We start from the raw sequence: 19,161 nt of genomic DNA on the forward strand, positions 1-19,161 counted from the left end.
GGAGTATATGATTTTTACGCATTTTTTAAGCCTACTGCTGAGCGCTGCCGTGAGAGCAGAGCGCCTCAGTAAAAGTTGATGAGAAAACCTATGTCTAGTTTGAGCGCGGTATTAATTGAAGATGAGCAGGCGGTGCGTCTGGCGACCACGCAGGCGCTGGAGCTGGGCGGCTTTACGGTGCAGGCCTTTGCCAGCGCCGAGCAGGCGCAAGCCTCTTTGCATGCCGGCTTTGCTGGCATCATCGTCACCGATGTGCGCCTGCCTGGCCTGTCCGGCTTAGAGTTGCTGGCGCAGGTGATGCTGATCGATAGCGACTTGCCGGTGCTGGTGATTACCGGCCATGGCGACGTCAGTATGGCGGTGGCAGCGATGCGTGCCGGGGCCTATGATTTTATAGAAAAACCGTATGCCAGCGAGCGCCTGCTTGCCAGCTGCTTGCGGGCGCAGGAAAAACGTAGGCTGATACTGGAAAACCGTCAGCTTAAACAAAGTCTGACTGTGCATGCTGGTATGCCTGAGCTGATAGGGCAAACCCCGGCAATTGAGAAAATCCGTCAATTCATACGCAATATTGGCCCTAGTCAGGCCGATGTGCTGATCCACGGTGCCACCGGTACCGGCAAAGAAGTGGTGGCGCGCCAACTGCATCTGGCCAGTGGGCGCAAGGGCGAATTCGTTGCGATTAATTGCGGTGCTTTGCCTGAGTCTATGTTCGAGAGTGAAATTTTCGGGCATGAGGCCGGCGCCTTCACCAGCGCGCAAAAACGCCGTATCGGTAAGCTTGAGTACGCCAATGGCGGCACCGTCTTTCTCGATGAAATAGAAAGTATGCCGCTGGCCTTGCAAGTAAAATTACTGCGGGTGTTGCAAGAGCGCCGCCTCGAAAGGCTGGGCGGCAATAGCTTGATCGCGCTAGACTGTCGCATCATCGCGGCGAGTAAATCGGATCTGCTTAGCCTGAGTGCGGAAGGTAAATTTAGGGAAGATTTGTATTATCGTCTGGCCGTGGTCAGCCTGCAATTACCTAGCCTGAAACAACGCAGCACCGATATTCCCTTATTGCTGGCGGCTTTCGTGCATGCCTCAGCGCATCGCTATCAAAAAGAAATCCCGGAATGGAGTGCGCTACAGATGCAGACTTGGCAGCAGCGTGAATGGCCGGGCAATGTGCGTGAACTACGTAATTTCGCCGATCAGTTAGTGCTGGGGGTGAGCGAATCGGAGGCCATGAGCCGGCAGTTTGCTCGATTCCCGGTGTTAGCTTTGGCGCGCGATGATGAGGATAGCTTACCGAAACGCCTGGATAATTACGAAGCGACCCTGATCGCCTACGCTTTAAATAGCCATCAATCGAATGTCGCCCTGACCGCCGAGAGTCTGGGCATACCCAAAAAAACTTTGTACGATAAGCTAAAAAAATATCAACTATTGAATGGCAAACTGACTGAGGAATAGCGACACAGGCTGGTTATTTGCTGTTGCCAGGATTAAGCGCCGCACCGATAGGTCTGCGCAAATTCTTGACAGCAGCTTTGATGATGGTAAATTCTATGCGCGAAATGCTGGCCTATTCGGGCGCGCGCCATCAATCAATCTATGTTTACGAGGCTTCAAAAATATGAACTTCCTATTACTCCTGATCGCCATCCTCTCGTTTTGCTGGGCGCTGTGGCTGCTGAGGATTAATCGCTGGCCGCGGGTGCAAGTGCGTGTGTTACGCACCTGGGAAGAAGTGACAGGGCAAGAGGCGCATTGGAGCACCGGATACTTGCATGCCGATCTAGAATACTGGTATCAAGAGCAGCACTACACCGTGGCTTGGCGTAGCGATTTGACGGCACATCGTAGTTTGCCCAAGGCATGCAGCATGGTGCTCGATCCTCACCATTTGGATCAGCCGCAGTTCCCCGCGAGTTGGAAATTGCCTTCGGTATTGATCGCGGTGACGGTCTTGCTGAGCTTGAATGTGTGGAGTCAGATGAGTCTTTGAGCTAGTCTAGAGTAGCGTCATTTTGACGCTGCTCTAGACTGGCCTAGCTTCGAACTAGCTCTAACTAGGTCGATTAACTAGGCTTAGCGCACGCTCAGACTGGCGATCGCGTCCAGTGGTGGGATTTGGCGTGGCTTACGGTCGTCGCCAGTGGCGACGTAGGTCAGTGTCGCTTCCGTGACCTTCACGGTGTCAGCTTGCAGGCGATTACGTTCTGCGTACACTTCGACGGTAACGGTGAGTGAAGTATTGCCTACCCGCGTCACTTCGGCATAAAACGAGAGTAAATCGCCGACAAACACCGGTTGCTTAAATAAGAAGGAATTCACTGCGATGGTGGCCACGCGACCATTGGCGCGCCGCGCCGCCGGTATCGCGCCGGCGATATCGACTTGCGCCATGATCCAGCCGCCGAAGACGTCGCCATGCACGTTGGCATCGGCTGGCATAGGCATTACGCGCAATTGCGGCATGCCGGGCGGAAGGGTGTTTTTGATGGGATTAGACATGAGCGTGCCTTTAAGACGTTACAATTGCTGGAATAATAAACTAAATTGATACTCCGCATTTTTTCGCCTGGTATCGCGTCTTGCTTTTTTACTCCCTATTTGAATAAGCCTCTTCATGCGCCGTAATTCCTCTTCTTCCGCACCTGCGCCCTCGGCTAGCTCGGCTCGTGGCGACTGGTCTACCGTCAAGACCCTATTGCCGTATCTATGGGCGTATAAATGGCGTGTCTTGCTGGCTTTGCTATTCCTGGTCGGGGCTAAGCTGGCCAATGTAGGCGTGCCTTTGATACTCAAGCGCCTGATCGATAGTTTGACCATCGCCCCCAGTGATCCGCTGGCCTTAATGGTGCTGCCGCTTAGTTTGCTGGTGGCCTACGGCGTGTTGCGGGTGTCGACCACCTTGTTTACCGAATTGCGCGAATTTGTGTTTGCCAAGGTCACCCAAAGAGCGGTGCGGAATATCGCCTTGAAGGTGTTTCGGCATCTGCATGCCTTGTCGCTGCGCTTTCATCTGAATCGCCAGACCGGCGGCATGACGCGCGACATCGAGCGCGGTACCCGTGGTATATCCTCGCTGGTCTCGTATGCCTTGTTCAGTATTTTTCCCACATTGCTAGAAATTTCACTGGTCTTGATTTATCTGGCGACTCATTACGATATCTGGTTTAGCCTGATTACTGTGATCGCTTTGCTTAGCTATATTATTTTCACCATCAGCATGACTGAGTGGCGCACGCATTTCCGACGCACCATGAATGATCTCGATTCCAAGGCCAGCACCAAGGCCATCGATTCTTTGCTCAATTACGAGACAGTGAAGTATTTTGGCAATGAAGATTATGAGGCTAAACGCTATGACGCTGGCTTGCAACATTATGAGGTCGCCGCGGTCAAATCACAGACCACCTTGTCCATGCTCAATACCGGACAATCTCTGATTATCGCGACCGCCGTGACCTTGATCTTGTGGCGCGCCACGCAGGGCGTGATCGACAAGAGCATGAGTATAGGTGACCTGGTGTTGGTGAATGCCTTCATGATACAACTGTATATACCGCTCAATTTTCTAGGGGTCTTGTACCGCGAGATCAAGCAAAGTCTGGCCGATATGGAAAGACTATTTTCTTTGCTAGACCAGAATCGTGAAATCGCCGATAAACCTGATGCGCCCGATTTACTGATTCAGCAGCATGCAGCGCGTCATTCCGGCGGGGCGATACGCTTTTCGCATGTCGATTTTAGTTACGAAACTAAGCGGCAGATCTTGTTTGATGTCGATTTTAGTATCGCAGCGGGCACCACTACCGCGGTAGTCGGTCATAGCGGTTCCGGTAAGTCGACCTTGTCGCGCTTACTGTTCAGGTTTTACGATGTGCAGTCTGGCAGTATCACGATCGATGGCCAGAACATCATGGATGTGAATCAGCACTCCTTGCGCAATGCGATCGGTATCGTGCCGCAAGATACGGTGTTGTTTAATGACACGATTGAATACAATATCGCCTACGGCAAACCCGGTGCCACTAAGGAGGAAATCATTGCGGTGGCCAAGGCTGCCTACATACATGAGTTTATCGAGACTTTACCGGATGGCTACGCCACCATGGTTGGCGAGCGCGGACTGAAATTGTCGGGCGGTGAAAAACAAAGGGTGGCGATCGCGCGCACCATACTGAAAAACCCGGCTATCCTGATTTTTGATGAAGCCACTTCGGCGCTCGATTCTAAATCCGAGCAAATAATACAGGCGCAACTCAAAGAAATCGCCAAGAGTAGAACCAGTCTGGTGATCGCGCATAGGCTCTCGACGATTGTTGATGCCGAGCAAATTTTGGTGATGGATAAGGGGCGCATCATAGAGCGCGGCACCCATCAAACTTTGCTGGCGATGGCAGGTGCGTATGCCCAGATGTGGCAACGTCAACAACATCAGCAGCAGCATCAGCAGCATAAGCAAGAGGCTGCTAGCGATGCTGATGAGCTAGCTGAACTAGGCGCAGAGTGGAAATTACTCTGAAAATAAATGCAAACGAAGGTATATTCTGCCTATTCAAAATTTAATTTGTGCGGTTTTAATCTAATATCGCGCTAAAATTATTTAAGATTCTTATTTGTGCGTGTCCTCTTCCGGGAATAATTATGACGAAATTTATACGTAGTGTTGCGGTGTTGTCTACGCTGGTATTGGCTACTGCGTGTAGCCGACAAGTTGATGTGAAAATTGGCTTGGTTGGCCCTATGACTGGTGCATTGGCGCATAACGGTAAAAGCATGGCGCAGGGCGCGCAAATTGCAATTGATGAGTTAAATGAAGAAGGTTTCTTCATTAAGGGAAAACGCGCCAATTTCACTTTAGTCGTGGAAGACGATAAAGCCTCGCCAGAAGAAGGTAAGGCTGCCGCACAGCGCTTGCTCGATGCCGGTGTGGTCGCAGTGTATGGACACTTTAATTCTGGTGTGACAATACCTGCCGCGCCGATTTACGCTAAGGCGGGGATACCGCAAATGTCGGCTTCCACCAACCCTAAATACACCCGTATGGGAATTGCCTCGGTATTTCGTATAGGTGCTGATGATATTGAGCAAGGTGCGACTTTAGGCCGGATTGCGGTTGAAAAACTCAAGGCAAAATCGGTTTTTGTGGTGGATGATGCTTCCTTGTTCGGCACCGGTTTAGTATTGGAAGTGAATAAAGTTCTTGCCGCAAAAAATGTCACTGCCACCGCTGAGTCGCTCAAGCCGAATGCGGTGGACTACGCTGCCGTGGTCAAGAAAATTGCGGATAGTCAGGCCAGTGTCGTGGTGTATGGTGGTGATGATCCGGTCGGCGTCGCGCTGTTAAAAGCCTTGCGTGCCAGCGGCTCGGACGTGAAATTTATTACCGGTGATTCTATGTGCGATGCCGGTATTATTAAAGCTGCAGCCGGTACCGCGGATCGTGATTACTTCTGTACTGTGGCTGGCGTGCCGCCTTCCTGGTTGTCGGGTGGCGCTGCATTCTTGCGAAAATATAAGGCTAAATTTGGTGAGCCAGGTGCCATGGCGCCCATCGCCTATGATGGTATTCATGTATATGCTCAGGCTATGCAAAAAGCCGGTTCCACTGAGCCTGCTGCTATCGTCACTGAACTGAAGAAAAATTCTTTTGATGGCAAGATTCAGGGCAGCGTCGAATTTGATGCCAAAGGCGATCTGAAAGATGGTTCTATCGTGATCTACGAAACCATAGGTGGTGTTTTGACTGAGAAATCTGGTCTGTATTGATACATTAACGGTCAACATAGGCCGTTGATCTCTAAAAAAGCCGCAACCTAAATTAAGGTTGCGGCTTTTTTTGCTTTTACTTGCTTACTTACTTGCTTAGTTATACTAAGATGCTGATATGGAAACAAAATGGCTAGAAGACTTCGTCTCTTTGGCTGAAACCAATAGTTTCAGCCGTTCCGCTGAGCTGCGTCACGTGACGCAACCGGCATTTTCTCGACGCATACAATCTTTAGAGGCCTGGTTAGGAACGGATCTGATTGATCGCACCTCTTATCCTACGCGCCTCACTCACGCTGGCGATGTGTTTTTTGAGCAGGCGATTGCCATGTTGGGGCAAATAAATAATGCCCGAGCGCTGCTACGTGGTAAACGCACCTCGACTCAGACCACCATAGATTTTGCGGTGCCACATACTTTATCGCTGACCTATGTGCCTAAGTGGTTGACCAAGCTGGAGCAAGCTTTTGGCGAAATGCACACACGCCTGCTGGCGCTCAATGTGCATGATGCAGTGATGACTCTGGTCGAAGGTGGCTGCGATCTTTTGCTGTGTTACCACCATCCACGCCAACCTCTGCTACTCGATCCGGCTCAATACGACATGATCAATATGGGGTCAGAAGCTTTGCGCGCCTACACCCGGTGCGACAAAGCCGGTGTGCCAGATTTTGTGTTACCCGGTAGTTTGGATGCGCCGTTGCCGTTTTTGGCGTATGCAAATAATGCCTACCTGGGACGCATGGTCGATTTGATTTTGAACGATGCGCGTATACCTCTGCATTTTGATAAATGCTATGAAACCGATATGGCCGAGGGTTTGAAGATGATGGCGCTGGAAGGTCGTGGAGTGGCTTTTTTGCCTGAGTCGGCAGTGAGTCGCGAGATCAAGCAAAAACAATTGGCACGTGCCGACGGCGGGCTCAAGCAATGGGAGGTCGAGATGGAAATCCGCCTGTACCGCGAGCGTCCATCGCTGCAACGCCCGGGTAAGGCGGTGGTGTCAAAATTATGGGAATATTTAGAGCAAAAAAACACAACGAGTACTAAACTTAGCCAGAAGCCACGCAAGCTCAAATAATCACGCCTTCTGTTGATTGCTTATGTTTTTTGCGGTTTTCTTAATGACACCTCGTTCCTGCAAATTTTATTCGTATGTTTTTGTTAAAGACCAAGAAATATTTGGATGGGAAAGCCTGATTTTTTTGCTGCCGCTTGCGCCAAATCAAGTATCTTAATATGTATGTTTTTTTTGCATAGTTGTATGCAAACAAAGCATTGGCAGTCATTAGAACAGGTGCTCTACCATGCGTCAGCTTATCGGTAATTGCGTCAGAACAAGTTATTTTTGGAGGGTGCTTGGACTGACCGGTTTGCCTAGGTATCCGCTAGCAAGCCTTGATATCTTCGATTACTTGATACCCTCAAACTAGAAGGAGTATGCATGACTACGTCCCACCTGGCCGAACTTTTAGCCTACGCACAAGAACATACAGGCTCCGCAGCCGACCGCCAAGCCGGTTTCGTCGCAGCCTATTTCGAGAATACTGATCCGGATGAAGTGCAGGCACGTGGTTCTGCCACACTTTTTGCGGTCGCCAATGCGCACTGGCGTTTGCTGGATGCGCCGCGTGCTGCAAACAGCGCAAAATTGCGGGTGTTTAACCCAACTTTGGCAGAAGACGGTTTCGTCAGCGAACACACCGTCATACAGATCGTCAACGACAATATGCCGTTTCTGGTTGATTCGGTCACCATGGCGATCAACCGCAGCGGACGTACTGCGCATTGGATAGTCCATCCTTTAATGAGTGTGGCAAGGGATGCTCAAGGCGGTATCGCCGCCGTTAGTACGGTCGCCACTGCCAATGCGGCTGGTAAGCAAGACAAGATAGAGTCCCTGATTTTGGTTGAATGTGATCGCATAGTGGCGGTGACTGAGCAACAGGCATTGGCGGACGAATTGAGCCGGGTGTTGGCAGATGTGCGTGGCGCAGTCGATGATTGGCCTGCCATGTTGGCACGCGTGCAAAGTGTCACGCAAGCCGCTGAAAAATCACCCCTGTCACCTGCCAATCGCGAAGAAGGCATCGCTTTCTTGCATTGGATGGAAGCGCGTCATTTTACTTTTCTGGGCGCGCGTGACTACGATCTGAAGCGCGATGGTGACAGCGTGACGATGGTAGCCAGACCTGATACTGGCCTGGGTATATTACGTGGTGCCGTGCAAACGATAGAAACTGTCTTGTCGCCAGAAGCGGTCGCACTGGTAGATTCGGATGAGTTGGTGCTGGTGACTAAAACCATGACACGCGCCACCGTACATCGTCCGGCCTGGCTCGACTATATAGGCGTAAAACGTTTTGATGAGGCAGGTCAAGTAATCGGTGAGTCGCGCTTTTTAGGCTTGTACACCTCGACCGCCTATTCTTGCAATGTGGAGGATATTCCGCAAGTACGCCAACGTGCCGCTGATGTGATGAGTAATGCCGGTGTGGTTCCAGATAGTCATGCTGCTAAATCTCTGCAATCGATTTTGGATGATTATCCACGTGATGAGTTGTTTCAGATTGATACCGCCACACTGACTGAACATGCCGTTGGGATTTTACGTTTGCAAGAGCGCCAACGCACTCGCCTATTTTTACGCCGCGACCCTTTCGGACGTTTTACATCGGCCCAAGTGTTCGTGCCACGTGATCGGTATAACACCGAATTGCGCGTTAAAATCAGCACAGAATTAATGGCCGCTCTGAATGGTCAGTCGATCGAGTTCACCCCTATGTTGACCGATAGCCCTCTGGCGCGGATACATTATCTGGTGCGCGCCAAAGAACATGCTCCGCACAATGTCAATCTGCAAGCCCTGGAAGCGCGTATCGCTAAACTGGCACAGCGTTGGGAAGACGATTGCAGTACTGAGTTATTGCGCGCGCATGGTGAAGGTCAGGGCTTGGCCTTGGCACATCGTTTCGCCAATGCCTTCTCGACCGCGTATCGCGAAGATTTTTCGGCCTTGGTAGCCGCAGAAGATGCCGACATGCTGGCCAATTTAACTGCCAATTCACCTTTAGCCGTCAAGCTGTATCGTCCACTAGATGCGGCACCTGGCATGCTGCGTTTTAAGATTTACAACACCTCCAAAGTGGCCTTGTCAGATTCATTGCCGGTGCTGGAGCGCATGGGGGCCAGAGTCTTAGATGAACATCCTTACCATATCGCTAGTGCGAATGGCAACGCAGGCGAATCGCTATGGATCCATGATCTCGGTCTACAACTACCGCCGAGTACCGATTTGTCCACCGTAAAAGCGCGCTTTGAAGCCTTGTTCGCGCTGGCATGGGGCGCCCAAGTCGAGAGCGATGACCTGAATCGCTTGGTGTTGAGCACGGCCTTAGATGCGCGGGCGATTGCGGTATTGCGGGCTTATACCCGTTATTTCAAGCAATTGGGTTTTGCCTTTAGCCAAAGCTATATCGAGGCGACGCTGAATAAAAATGCCAGCATCGCCCAGGCGATTGCCGAATTATTTGATGCGCGTTTCAATCCGACTCTCCGTGTGGATAGAGATGCTGAGCAGCTGCGACTCAAACAGCAAATAGAAAGCCATCTCGGTAACGTCGCCAGTCTGGACGAAGATAGGATCTTGCGTCAATTTTTCGCTAGCGTATTGGCCACCTTGCGCACTAATGTCTGGCAGTCCGCCACCACCGGTGGTGATAAGCCTTACATGAGCTTCAAGCTGAACCCACGTGAAGTACCTGGCGTGCCGGAACCGAAACCACTGTTTGAAATCTGGGTCTATTCACCTAGAGTGGAAGGCGTACATTTGCGCGGTGGCAAAGTGGCGCGCGGTGGTTTGCGCTGGTCGGATCGCAGAGAAGACTTCCGTACCGAGATACTCGGTCTGGTGAAGGCGCAGCAAGTCAAGAACACGGTGATCGTACCAGTCGGCTCCAAAGGTGGTTTCGTACTTAAAAACGCACCAGCCGCGAGCGATAGAGAAGCGTATCAGGCCGAAGGCATCGCTTGCTACAAGCTGTTCCTGTCTGGCTTACTCGACCTTACCGATAATGTGGTGAAGGGCAATGTGGTGCCTCCGCTGAATGTGGTGCGACATGACGTCGATGATCCGTATCTGGTGGTGGCTGCTGATAAGGGCACTGCGACCTTCTCGGATATCGCCAATGGCGTATCGGCTGATTATGGGTTTTGGTTGGGTGACGCCTTTGCATCCGGTGGTTCAGTAGGTTACGACCATAAGAAAATGGGGATCACCGCACGCGGCGCATGGGAGTCGGTCAAACGCCATTTCCGTTCACTGTCCATCAATACCCAAACTACGCCATTTACCGTGGCCGGTATCGGTGACATGTCGGGTGACGTGTTTGGTAACGGCATGCTGTTGTCAGAGCAGATCAAGCTGGTTGTCGCATTTGATCACCGCCATATTTTCATTGATCCGACTCCGGATGTGGCAAGCTCATTTGCCGAGCGTCAGCGTCTGTTTGCCTTGCCGCGTTCTAGCTGGGATGACTACGATAAGAGTCTGATTTCAGTAGGTGGCGGGGTGTATCCACGCAGTGCAAAATCGATTAGTCTGAGTCCAGAAGCGCGCGCCGTGATCGGTATCGAAAATACCGACATCACACCGGTAGAATTGCTGAAAGCTATTCTGCAAGCGCCAGTCGATTTGTTATACAACGGTGGTATTGGCACCTATGTCAAAGCGGCGTTTGAGACGCATGCCCAAGTCGGTGATAAATCCAGCGACGCCTTCCGTGTCAACGGCAATGAGTTGCGCTGCAAGGTCTTGGCCGAAGGCGGCAATCTCGGCTGCACCCAAAACGGCCGGGTCGAATTTGCACAGCATGGTGGTCGTATCTATACCGATGCGATTGATAATTCGGCGGGTGTCGATTGCTCCGATCATGAAGTTAACATCAAGATTTTGCTGGGTAGTATCGTCGAAGCGGGCGATCTGACTCTCAAGCAACGCAATGATTTGTTGGCTTCCATGACGGACGAAGTCGGTTTGCTGGTGTTGACCGATAACTACTATCAAAGCCAGGCCCTGGATATTGCGACTCATCGCCCTATGTACGTTTTGGATGGACAGCAGCGTTTGATGCAAAGTCTGGAGAGTCAAGGACGTCTGAATCGTGCGATAGAATTTTTGCCAAATGATGAAGAAATCGCCCGTCGCAAGGCGCACAAACAAGGCTTGACCGCACCAGAAGGCGCCGTCGTTTTAGCCTACGCAAAAATGTCGGTGTTTGACGAACTGTTAGCGAGTAATCTGCCGGATGATCCTTATTTTAGTGGTGCTTTAAAGGCTTACTTCCCGCAAGTACTGAGTGAGAAATTTGGATCGGCGATCGCGGCTCACCCTCTTAAGCGCGAGATCATCGCTACCTTCATCACCAATACCGTGGTGAATCGTACTGGTGCGACTTTCGTTAATTTTATCGCTAGCGAAGCGGGTGCTAGTGCAGCGGATGTCATCCGTGCCTTCACTCTGGCGCGTGAGATCTTTGATCTGGAGCCATTGTGGGATCAGATCGATGCACTCGATTACCGTGTTGATTCCAAGCTGCAATTAGATCTGTTGACACGTCTTACTGCGATCGCACAGCGTGCCTCGCGTTGGATGCTGAGAGTCCGTGCACAAAGCACGGATCTGCCAACCTTGATACAGCACTACCAACCTGCAGCACGTGAAATGCGTGAGCATCTGGCGGTATGGTTACCATTGGCTGCGTATGATAATTGGCAGCAAGCGGCAGAGTTATTGAGTAGCGCAGGGGTGGAAACCGATCTGGCACAAGATTTGACGGCATTGGAATTCATCTTCCCAGCTTTAGATTTGGTCGATTTGGCAGAGGGTTGCAAGGTCGATTTAGAAGAAGCTGCCCGTGCCTATTTTGGTGTCGATGCCGAATTGGGCTTGACTGGATGGCGTACTCAAATCAATCGTCTGCCTACTGAAACTTTGTGGCAGACCCAGGCTCGCGGCAGTGCACGTGATGATGTGTATTCTATCGCCAGCCAAATCACTAAGGGTCTGCTGTCTAGAAACGAGGAAGTAAGCGCATGGCGTGAGCAACACACTGCGGCAATCGCACGTTTGTGCAAACTGCTAGCAACCATCAGCACGCAAGGCGCCGATCTGGCACCGGTATCGGTTGCTTTGCGCGAACTACGCCACCTAGCGTAAATTGCACCTTTGATGCGGGTTTCTGTTTGAAAAGGAAAGCCGCATCAGCTACTCTGTACAAGAGAGAGGGGAATTTTCGAAATTCCCCTCTCTTGAAGAATGTACTTGCTTTAGATGTACTAGAGATTTCTAGCTTCAAATGTAACAGGACTTACGCAAAACCGCCCCAGCGTCTTTGTATCCACCTTGCCGCACTAAAGTGCTGTCTTCGGCGGTACGCCTAGCTGGAACAATTTTGTGTAAGCCCTATGTAACAATTGCTATGTCAGTTGAAGTTATTTCTTTCTTTCCGTTATTATTTGCAAAAATATCCTAAGGAAATTTATGAAATTCTCTAGCCCCCTCAAGCTAGTCACACTTAGCGGCACGATCTGCCTGCTATTGGCTAACTTATCTTCTGCTTATGCCGCCGATACCCTCGCGCGGATTAAAGAAACCCAAAGCATCACCATCGCGCACCGCGAAGCATCGGTGCCGTTTTCTTATTTGTCCGAGGATAAAAAACCGATAGGCTATTCTGTCGATGTTTGTCTGAAGCTAGTCGATGCGATTAAAAAAGAATTGAAATTGCCTAAGTTGACGGTCAATTATTTGCTGGTCACGCCAAGTACCCGCATCCCCGCTATCGTCGAGGGCAAGGCTGATATGGAATGTGGTTCGACCACGAATAACGCTGAGCGGCGCAAACAAGTGGCGTTTACTATTCCGCATTTTTTTGCCACTACGCGCATGGTGGTACGGAGTGATTCCGGAATTAAAAATTGGACCGACCTGAAAACCAAAACCGTGGTCACGACCAAAGGTACCACTACCGTTAAATTATTGAACGACAGGGATAAAGTGCGCGCCCTGGATTTGCAATTGATCGAAGGTAATGACCATCAAAATTCGTTTGAAATGGTAGACAGTGGTAAGGCGGCCGCTTTTCCTATGGACGATGTGCTGTTGTATGGCTTACGTGCGAATAGCAAAGATCCGGCCAAATTCAGCATATTGGGCGATGCACTTTCTACCGAACCGTATGCGATTATTTTGCGTAAAGATGAGCCAGCATTTAAGAGTTTTATTGATAAAGAGATGGCGCGTCTGATGTTGGAGGGAGAAATTACCAAACTCTACGATAAATGGTTTAAATCGACGATACCGCCAAAAAATATTAATTTAAACATGGGGATGAATTCATTAATGCGCGATAATTTGCGCTTCCCCTCAGATAAAGTGGCGGATTAAGAATAAACAGCAGTGAAAAGAAATTTTTCCCTGCTTTTTTTCTGTTTTTAAGTAGTATTACGTATGTGGCTGCGCAAAAAACATACGGACTTGCTGCTGGCTTTTGTTAGACTGAGGGACTTTATTTTTTTGATTTTCTTGATATAAAATTTTAGGAGACAGTATGAAATTGTTGAAGCTAATGGTTGTTCTGGCAGGTGCAGGTGTGATTGCAAGTGCTGCTCAAGCACAAGAAACAGGAACATTAAAAAAAATCAAAGAAACCGGCACCATCACTCTGGGTGTGCGTGACTCTTCCATCCCTTTCTCCTACCTTGATGATAAGCAATCGTATCAGGGTTACTCTATCGATTTGTGTCTGAAAGTCGTGACGGCAGTCCAAAAGCAATTGGGCATGACTAGTCTGAACGTGAAACTTAATCCTGTCACTTCTGCTACGCGTATTCCGCTGATGGCAAACGGCACCATCGATATGGAATGCGGATCGACTACCAATAATATGGAGCGCCAGAAGCAAGTCGCGTTTGCACCGACTACTTTTGTGACTGCAACCCGTATCCTCGCTAAAAAATCAGCCAACGTTAAATCGCTGGCTGATCTACGCGGCAAGTCGGTAGTCTCCACTTCCGGTACCGCTAACTTGAAACAACTGACGCAGTTAAATGCCGATCAAAATCTGGGTATCAATGTCTTGCCAGCCAAAGATCATGCGGAAGCCTTCCTGATGGTGGAAACTGGCCGTGCCGTGGCTTTCGTCATGGATGATATTTTGCTGGCCTCGCTGGCTGCCAATTCCAAAGCGCCAGCTGACTATGAAATCAGCAAAGAAGCTTTGTCGGTAGAGCCGTACGGCATCATGATGCGTAAAGACGATCCTGCATTCAAAAAAGCAGTGGATACCGCGATCTCGAATGTCTTAACCTCGGGTGACATCAATCGCATTTACGCAAAATGGTTTATGCAAGCGATCCCGCCAAAAGGCATCAATTTGAACTGGCCTATGTCGGATCAATTCAAAGTCGTGGCGGCTAAGCCTACCGATTCTGGTGAGCCATCTGCCTACGCTGCAGTACCTGAAGCGCAAAAAGCGGTCTTAAAAAAGAAGAAATAAGCACGGCGAACCTCAGGTTCGTGTAGTACAGAATCACAAAACGGGAGCGCAGCGCCTCCCGTTTTGTTTTTCTCAAGGTTAGATTTGCTGAGCGGCAAGATAATCGCGATAAAAGCAAAATTAAGTATGGCGTAATAAAAGGAGAGAAATATGAATTATCACTGGAACTGGAATATCTTTTGGGATGCAGCCCCGGATGGCGGCGGCACCTATTTAGATAGCCTGATCTCAGGCATGTTATGGACCCTGGCAACCGCCGGTCTGGCATGGATTATTGCCTTAGTGCTGGGCGCTATCATAGGCACTATCCGTACCGCACCAAATAAATGGGCGGCGCGTCTGGCCAATGGCTACGTAGAATTATTCAGAAACATCCCGCTGCTGGTGCAGATGTTTCTCTGGTATTTTGTGATGCCAGAATTGGTCCCTAGCGAGATGGGTAATTGGCTCAAGAGCTTACCGAATGCGCCCTTCATCACTGCCGTCTTGAGTCTGGGTTTCTTTACCTCGGCGCGGGTGGCGGTACAGGTTTCGGCCGGTATCAATGCCTTGCCTAGCGGCCAAAGAATGGCCGGCACCGCACTCGGTCTGACCTTGCCGCAAACTTATCGCTATGTCTTGTTGCCGATGGCGTTTCGCATCATCATCCCATCGTTGACCAATGAGGTGGCGGCGATTATTAAAAACAGCTCGGTGGCCTTAACTATCGGTCTGATGGAACTGACCGCCAGTGCGCGCTCTATGCAAGAGTTTTCGTTTCAGGTGTTTGAAGCCTTCACGGTCGCCACTCTGATTTATCTGGGCGTCTCGGTGATCGCGATTATCTTGTCGAATCTACTGGAGAAGGCCACTGCCGTACCTGGTTACATCACGTCCGGTTCGGCCACTGCAGGAGGTAAATAAGTATGTTTGCTAATTTCGATTTTGATGTCATTCAACGTTCCTGGGTCTACCTGTTTACCACCGGTATGGTGTTCACCCTGAAGTTGACCTTGTTTGCCATGGTGGGCGGTACCGTACTCGGCACCATGCTGGCGATGATGCGTTTGTCTAGCAGTAAGGCAATCGCTTTCGCCGCTACTACCTATGTCAACATCATGCGCTCGATTCCGCTGGTGATGGTGATTTTCTGGTTCTACTTTCTGATGCCGTATATCGGTGCCTGGGTCATAGGTTCGGATACGCCGGTGCAAGTGGGCGCCTTTTCATCTTGCCTGATCACCTTCGTGATGTTTGAAGCTGCTTACTATTGCGAGATTATGCGTTCGGGTATCCAGTCGATACCGCGCGGCCAGATCTGGGCCGGTTATGCGATGGGCATGAGCTATTGGCAAACCATGGCGCACATCGTACTGCCACAGGCGTTTCGCAATATGATCCCGGTCTTGCTGACCCAAACCATCGTCTTGTTTCAAGACGTGTCGCTGGTGTATGTGTTGTCGATTACCGATTTCGTCGGTGCCGCATCCAAGGTTGCACAACGTGATGGCCGTTTGGTAGAGATGTATTCCTTCGTCGCCCTGGTCTATTTCATCATGTGTTTTGCTTTGTCGAAACTGGTGACCAAGATACAGAAAAAAGTAGCGATCATACGCTAAGCGACCCTTGAAAAACTTGTAAAAAATTTGGAGCAAATGATGATAAAACTCAATAACGTCAGTAAATGGTATGGTCAATTTCAAGTGCTGACCGATTGCACTACCCAGGTCAGCAAGGGCGAAGTGGTGGTGGTGTGCGGCCCTTCCGGTTCCGGCAAATCGACCTTGATTAAAACGGTCAATGGTCTCGAGCCTTTCCAAAAAGGCGAGATCATCGTCGATGGTGTTTCGGTCGGCGACCCTAAGACCAATCTGTCTAAACTGCGCGCCCGCATCGGCATGGTGTTTCAGAACTTTGAATTGTTTCCGCATCTATCGATACGTGAGAATCTGACCATCGCTCAAGTCAAAGTATTGGGGCGTAGTGAAGACGAAGCCACCGAGCGCGGCCTGAAATATCTAGACCGCGTCGGTCTGCTGGCGCACAAGGATAAATTCCCAGGTCAACTCTCAGGCGGTCAGCAGCAGCGCGTGGCGATTGCGCGTGCTTTGTCGATGGACCCGATTGCCATGCTGTTCGATGAGCCGACTTCCGCGCTCGATCCAGAGATGATCAATGAAGTCTTGGACGTCATGGTTGGCCTGGCACAAGAAGGCATGACCATGATGGTGGTCACGCATGAGATGGGTTTCGCCAAAAAAGTGGCAAACCGCATCGTCTTCATGGATAGAGGCTTGATCGTAGAAGACTGCGCCAAGGATGAGTTCTTCACCGCAGCCCGCTCTGAGCGCGCACGTGATTTCCTAGCCAAGATCATTCACTAAGTTTTGTCGCTAGAATAAATTCAACGCCAAGTGATTTTTGCTTGGCGTTTTTTTATCTACTTTTAAATATACTCCCCTATAAATTTAATAAATATAGTCTCTTGCCCGCATAGAATATGCGCGGTAAAATTATACCCAGTAGGAGTATAGGTATTTCAGCGCTTAGCTAGTGAGAAAAGGTAAAATGCTGGCATTCTGTAATAGCGAGCTGCCATGACAACTTCTGCCCCATCCTCCGTTCAAGAAATCCAAATCACCCGCCCCGACGACTGGCACCTGCATTTACGCGATGGCGCAGCGCTAGCCAGCGTGTTGCCGCATACCGCTGCCCAGTTCGCGCGCGCCATCGTGATGCCGAATCTGAAGCCGCCAGTCACCACCACCGCGCAAGCCGCTGCTTACCGCGAACGTATTTTGGCAGCTCTGCCAGCGGGCATGAGTTTCGAGCCTCTGATGACTTTGTACCTGACCAATAACACTGATCCGGATGAAATTCGTCGCGCTAAAGACAGTGGCTTTGTCCATGCAGTGAAACTGTATCCGGCCGGTGCCACCACCAACTCAGACGCCGGCGTGACCGATCTGCGCCTGTGCTACAAGACCCTGGAAGTGATGCAGGAAGTCGGCCTGCCATTTCTGGTGCATGGCGAAGTGACTGACCCTGAGATCGATCTGTTTGACCGCGAAGCGGTGTTCATCGAGCGTGTATTGCAACCGCTGCGCCACGACATGCCTGAACTTAAAGTGGTGTTTGAACACATCACCACCAGCGACGCAGCCGCCTATGTGCGCGACGCCAGTGGCCCTATCGCCGCCACCATTACCGCCCATCATTTACTGTACAACCGCAATGAGATTTTTAAGGGCGGGATACGTCCGCATTACTACTGTCTGCCGGTCTTGAAGCGTGAATCGCATCGCTTAGCTCTGCTGCAGGCCGCCACTTCGGGTAATCCGCGTTTCTTCCTCGGTACCGATTCTGCCCCGCATGCTAAGGGCGTCAAAGAAAACGCCTGTGGTTGCGCCGGTTGCTACACCGCCTTGCATGCGATGGAGTTGTACACGCAAGCCTTCGATCAGGCCGGTGCCTTAGATAAGCTCGAAGCCTTCGCCAGCTTTAATGGACCAGACTTCTACAATCTGCCCCGCAATACCGGCCACATCAGGCTCAAGCGCGAGAGCTGGACTTTGCCTGCCGAGTTGCCGTTTGTCGATAGCGTCGTGGTGCCCCTGAATAGCGGCGAAACGATAGGCTGGAAAATGCTGGCGGCCTAGGCGCAGCATGACAATGCGTTTTTATGACGGCATAGACTGGCCGCAAGCCTGGTACGCCGCGGTAGGGCCGCAGGCCGCCAGTCTGATCGCCGCCGATGACTGGCGCGCCCATCTGAACCAGTGCGCCAGCCAGATGCATTTGCAGAATCATAGCGGCCTGCCTTTGCAATTCATACCGCAGGAAGAACTGCCCGAAGGCTCAGCCTACGAAGCGCATATCAGCGCCACTGGCAAAGTGCCTACGCGTGAGAATTTGCATGATTTTTTTAACGCGCTGGTGTGGCTGACTTTCCCAAAAATTAAACGTCAACTCAATGCCTTGCAGTCGGCCCAGATCGCCACGCTAGGCATAGGTAAATCACGCGGCCCGGCGCGCGACGCCGCCACCATCTTTGACGAAAACGCTGCGATTTTGGTGCTCGAAGACAGTGAAGAAGGGCGTAGCCTGTTAGAAAATCTCCGTCAGCATCAATGGCAAGCCGCCTTCGTAGCACAAGCCGAGCTGTTTGGCAGCAAGGCAGAAGTCTGGGGTTTCGGTCACGCCCTGATGGAAAAATTGGTCAAACCCTACAAGGCGATCACCGCCCACACCTGGGTAGTCTGGGCTGACGCTCCTTTTTTCACTCTGGAGTGGGATGCTAAGAGGGCATGGCTGGACCATCAAATCGCAGAAAAACTGCTGACCCACGACCTCAGCACCGCCGACTACACCCCCTTGCCAGTACTAGGCATACCAGGCTGGTGGCCAACCCAGGACGCCGCGTTTTACGCCGACACCAGCGTGTTTAGGGCTAAGCGTAGTAGGTAAGTAAGCAAGAGAAATAATAGGAATAAGATGCACCAATAAAAAACGGACAGCTTGCTGTCCGTTTGCATACTCGCTGCTTACTAAGTTTAAGCGCTGGCTGTGCTTTGCAGTATTTGAAATAACTGATCTTTTAAAGCGATGCGTATTTTTTTCAGGCTATCTAGCGCTGCGTCGGCCAGATGTTCTACGCCATTTTCAGCGCGGTTAATCGCCTTGTCGGTATCGTGATATTCCTCAAACAGCTTAGAGAAATGCGCATTACCTAGTTTTAATGCGTGGATTGCGTCTTTGTATTCAGGAAATTCTACGGACAATGGATGATGTTCTACTTGCATGCTGGCTCCTGTTGGGGATTAAGAAAGTGTCTTTCTGATTCCTATCCTAAGAGCTTCAA

Annotated in this window: 15 protein-coding genes; 13 read left to right on the plus strand and 2 right to left on the minus strand. The window is 50.7% G+C overall.

Annotated features, from left to right (window positions below):
• Positions 1-90: 90 nt before the first annotated feature.
• Both EJN92_RS13020 and EJN92_RS13025 read left to right on the plus strand, forming a co-directional pair.
• Positions 91-1,455 (plus strand): sigma-54-dependent transcriptional regulator, encoded by a 1,365-nt coding sequence (locus tag EJN92_RS13020; protein ID WP_407701520.1) that lies wholly within the window; start codon positions 91-93, stop codon positions 1,453-1,455.
• A 163-nt stretch (positions 1,456-1,618) separates the two neighbouring features.
• Positions 1,619-1,990, plus strand: a complete 372-nt coding sequence (locus EJN92_RS13025) for a hypothetical protein (protein ID WP_126128224.1) — start codon at positions 1,619-1,621, stop codon at positions 1,988-1,990.
• A gap of 83 nt (positions 1,991-2,073) precedes the next feature.
• Here the strand turns inward: EJN92_RS13025 and EJN92_RS13030 are convergent, their stop codons facing one another.
• Positions 2,074-2,499, minus strand: coding sequence for an acyl-CoA thioesterase (locus EJN92_RS13030; RefSeq protein ID WP_126128225.1), 426 nt, complete (start codon positions 2,497-2,499; stop codon positions 2,074-2,076).
• Between the two features lie 115 nt (positions 2,500-2,614).
• Here EJN92_RS13030 and EJN92_RS13035 point away from each other — a divergent pair, with 115 nt between their 5' ends.
• From EJN92_RS13035 to EJN92_RS13085, 11 genes are all read left to right on the plus strand, one after another.
• Entirely contained in the window at positions 2,615-4,516 is a 1,902-nt protein-coding gene (locus tag EJN92_RS13035) for an ABCB family ABC transporter ATP-binding protein/permease (protein WP_126128226.1), read from the plus strand.
• A 122-nt stretch (positions 4,517-4,638) separates the two neighbouring features.
• Entirely contained in the window at positions 4,639-5,763 is a 1,125-nt protein-coding gene (locus EJN92_RS13040; RefSeq protein WP_126128227.1) for a branched-chain amino acid ABC transporter substrate-binding protein, read from the plus strand.
• Positions 5,764-5,881: 118 nt separating this feature from the next.
• Positions 5,882-6,844: a LysR family transcriptional regulator gene (locus tag EJN92_RS13045; protein WP_126128228.1), complete on the plus strand. Its 963-nt coding sequence runs from the start codon at positions 5,882-5,884 to the stop codon at positions 6,842-6,844.
• A gap of 363 nt (positions 6,845-7,207) precedes the next feature.
• Positions 7,208-11,980, plus strand: a complete 4,773-nt coding sequence (locus tag EJN92_RS13050) for an NAD-glutamate dehydrogenase (protein WP_126128229.1) — start codon at positions 7,208-7,210, stop codon at positions 11,978-11,980.
• A 324-nt stretch (positions 11,981-12,304) separates the two neighbouring features.
• A complete protein-coding gene (locus EJN92_RS13055) occupies positions 12,305-13,210 on the plus strand; it encodes an amino acid ABC transporter substrate-binding protein (RefSeq protein WP_126128230.1) in 906 nt (301 codons plus the stop codon).
• A 163-nt stretch (positions 13,211-13,373) separates the two neighbouring features.
• Positions 13,374-14,321: an amino acid ABC transporter substrate-binding protein gene (locus tag EJN92_RS13060; protein WP_126128231.1), complete on the plus strand. Its 948-nt coding sequence runs from the start codon at positions 13,374-13,376 to the stop codon at positions 14,319-14,321.
• Between the two features lie 150 nt (positions 14,322-14,471).
• Positions 14,472-15,224 (plus strand): amino acid ABC transporter permease, encoded by a 753-nt coding sequence (locus tag EJN92_RS13065; RefSeq protein ID WP_126128232.1) that lies wholly within the window; start codon positions 14,472-14,474, stop codon positions 15,222-15,224.
• A 2-nt stretch (positions 15,225-15,226) separates the two neighbouring features.
• Positions 15,227-15,919 carry an amino acid ABC transporter permease gene (locus EJN92_RS13070; protein ID WP_126128233.1) on the plus strand — a complete coding sequence of 231 codons (693 nt, stop codon included), beginning with the start codon at positions 15,227-15,229 and terminating at the stop codon, positions 15,917-15,919.
• Between the two features lie 39 nt (positions 15,920-15,958).
• Positions 15,959-16,684 (plus strand): amino acid ABC transporter ATP-binding protein, encoded by a 726-nt coding sequence (locus EJN92_RS13075; protein ID WP_126128234.1) that lies wholly within the window; start codon positions 15,959-15,961, stop codon positions 16,682-16,684.
• Between the two features lie 213 nt (positions 16,685-16,897).
• Complete coding sequence (pyrC, locus tag EJN92_RS13080; protein WP_126128235.1) at positions 16,898-17,959, plus strand: dihydroorotase; 1,062 nt, start codon at positions 16,898-16,900, stop codon at positions 17,957-17,959.
• A gap of 7 nt (positions 17,960-17,966) precedes the next feature.
• On the plus strand, positions 17,967-18,767 hold the full coding sequence (locus EJN92_RS13085) for a DUF3025 domain-containing protein (protein WP_126128236.1): 801 nt from the start codon (positions 17,967-17,969) through the stop codon (positions 18,765-18,767).
• Positions 18,768-18,853: 86 nt separating this feature from the next.
• Here EJN92_RS13085 and EJN92_RS13090 read toward each other — a convergent pair whose 3' ends face one another.
• Complete coding sequence (locus tag EJN92_RS13090; RefSeq protein WP_126128237.1) at positions 18,854-19,102, minus strand: YdcH family protein; 249 nt, start codon at positions 19,100-19,102, stop codon at positions 18,854-18,856.
• Positions 19,103-19,161 lie beyond the last annotated feature (59 nt).

Origin of the sequence: Undibacterium parvum, from assembly GCF_003955735.1 — a bacterium.
GTDB lineage: Bacteria > Pseudomonadota > Gammaproteobacteria > Burkholderiales > Burkholderiaceae_D > Undibacterium > Undibacterium parvum.

Excerpts from the sequence above, each read along its gene's own strand:
- EJN92_RS13065 (WP_126128232.1), top strand. The coding sequence starts at position 14,472 with ATGAATTATCACTGGAACTGGAATATCTTTTGGGATGCAGCCCCGGAT.
- EJN92_RS13075 (WP_126128234.1), top strand. The coding sequence starts at position 15,959 with ATGATAAAACTCAATAACGTCAGTAAATGGTATGGTCAATTTCAAGTG.
- EJN92_RS13045 (WP_126128228.1), top strand. The coding sequence starts at position 5,882 with ATGGAAACAAAATGGCTAGAAGACTTCGTCTCTTTGGCTGAAACCAAT.
- EJN92_RS13040 (WP_126128227.1), top strand. The coding sequence starts at position 4,639 with ATGACGAAATTTATACGTAGTGTTGCGGTGTTGTCTACGCTGGTATTG.
- EJN92_RS13070 (WP_126128233.1), top strand. The coding sequence starts at position 15,227 with ATGTTTGCTAATTTCGATTTTGATGTCATTCAACGTTCCTGGGTCTAC.
- EJN92_RS13035 (WP_126128226.1), top strand. The coding sequence starts at position 2,615 with ATGCGCCGTAATTCCTCTTCTTCCGCACCTGCGCCCTCGGCTAGCTCG.
- pyrC (WP_126128235.1), top strand. The coding sequence starts at position 16,898 with ATGACAACTTCTGCCCCATCCTCCGTTCAAGAAATCCAAATCACCCGC.
- EJN92_RS13060 (WP_126128231.1), top strand. The coding sequence starts at position 13,374 with ATGAAATTGTTGAAGCTAATGGTTGTTCTGGCAGGTGCAGGTGTGATT.
- EJN92_RS13090 (WP_126128237.1), bottom strand. The coding sequence starts at position 19,102 with ATGCAAGTAGAACATCATCCATTGTCCGTAGAATTTCCTGAATACAAA.
- EJN92_RS13025 (WP_126128224.1), top strand. The coding sequence starts at position 1,619 with ATGAACTTCCTATTACTCCTGATCGCCATCCTCTCGTTTTGCTGGGCG.
- EJN92_RS13050 (WP_126128229.1), top strand. The coding sequence starts at position 7,208 with ATGACTACGTCCCACCTGGCCGAACTTTTAGCCTACGCACAAGAACAT.
- EJN92_RS13085 (WP_126128236.1), top strand. The coding sequence starts at position 17,967 with ATGACAATGCGTTTTTATGACGGCATAGACTGGCCGCAAGCCTGGTAC.
- EJN92_RS13030 (WP_126128225.1), bottom strand. The coding sequence starts at position 2,499 with ATGTCTAATCCCATCAAAAACACCCTTCCGCCCGGCATGCCGCAATTG.
- EJN92_RS13055 (WP_126128230.1), top strand. The coding sequence starts at position 12,305 with ATGAAATTCTCTAGCCCCCTCAAGCTAGTCACACTTAGCGGCACGATC.
- EJN92_RS13020 (WP_407701520.1), top strand. The coding sequence starts at position 91 with ATGTCTAGTTTGAGCGCGGTATTAATTGAAGATGAGCAGGCGGTGCGT.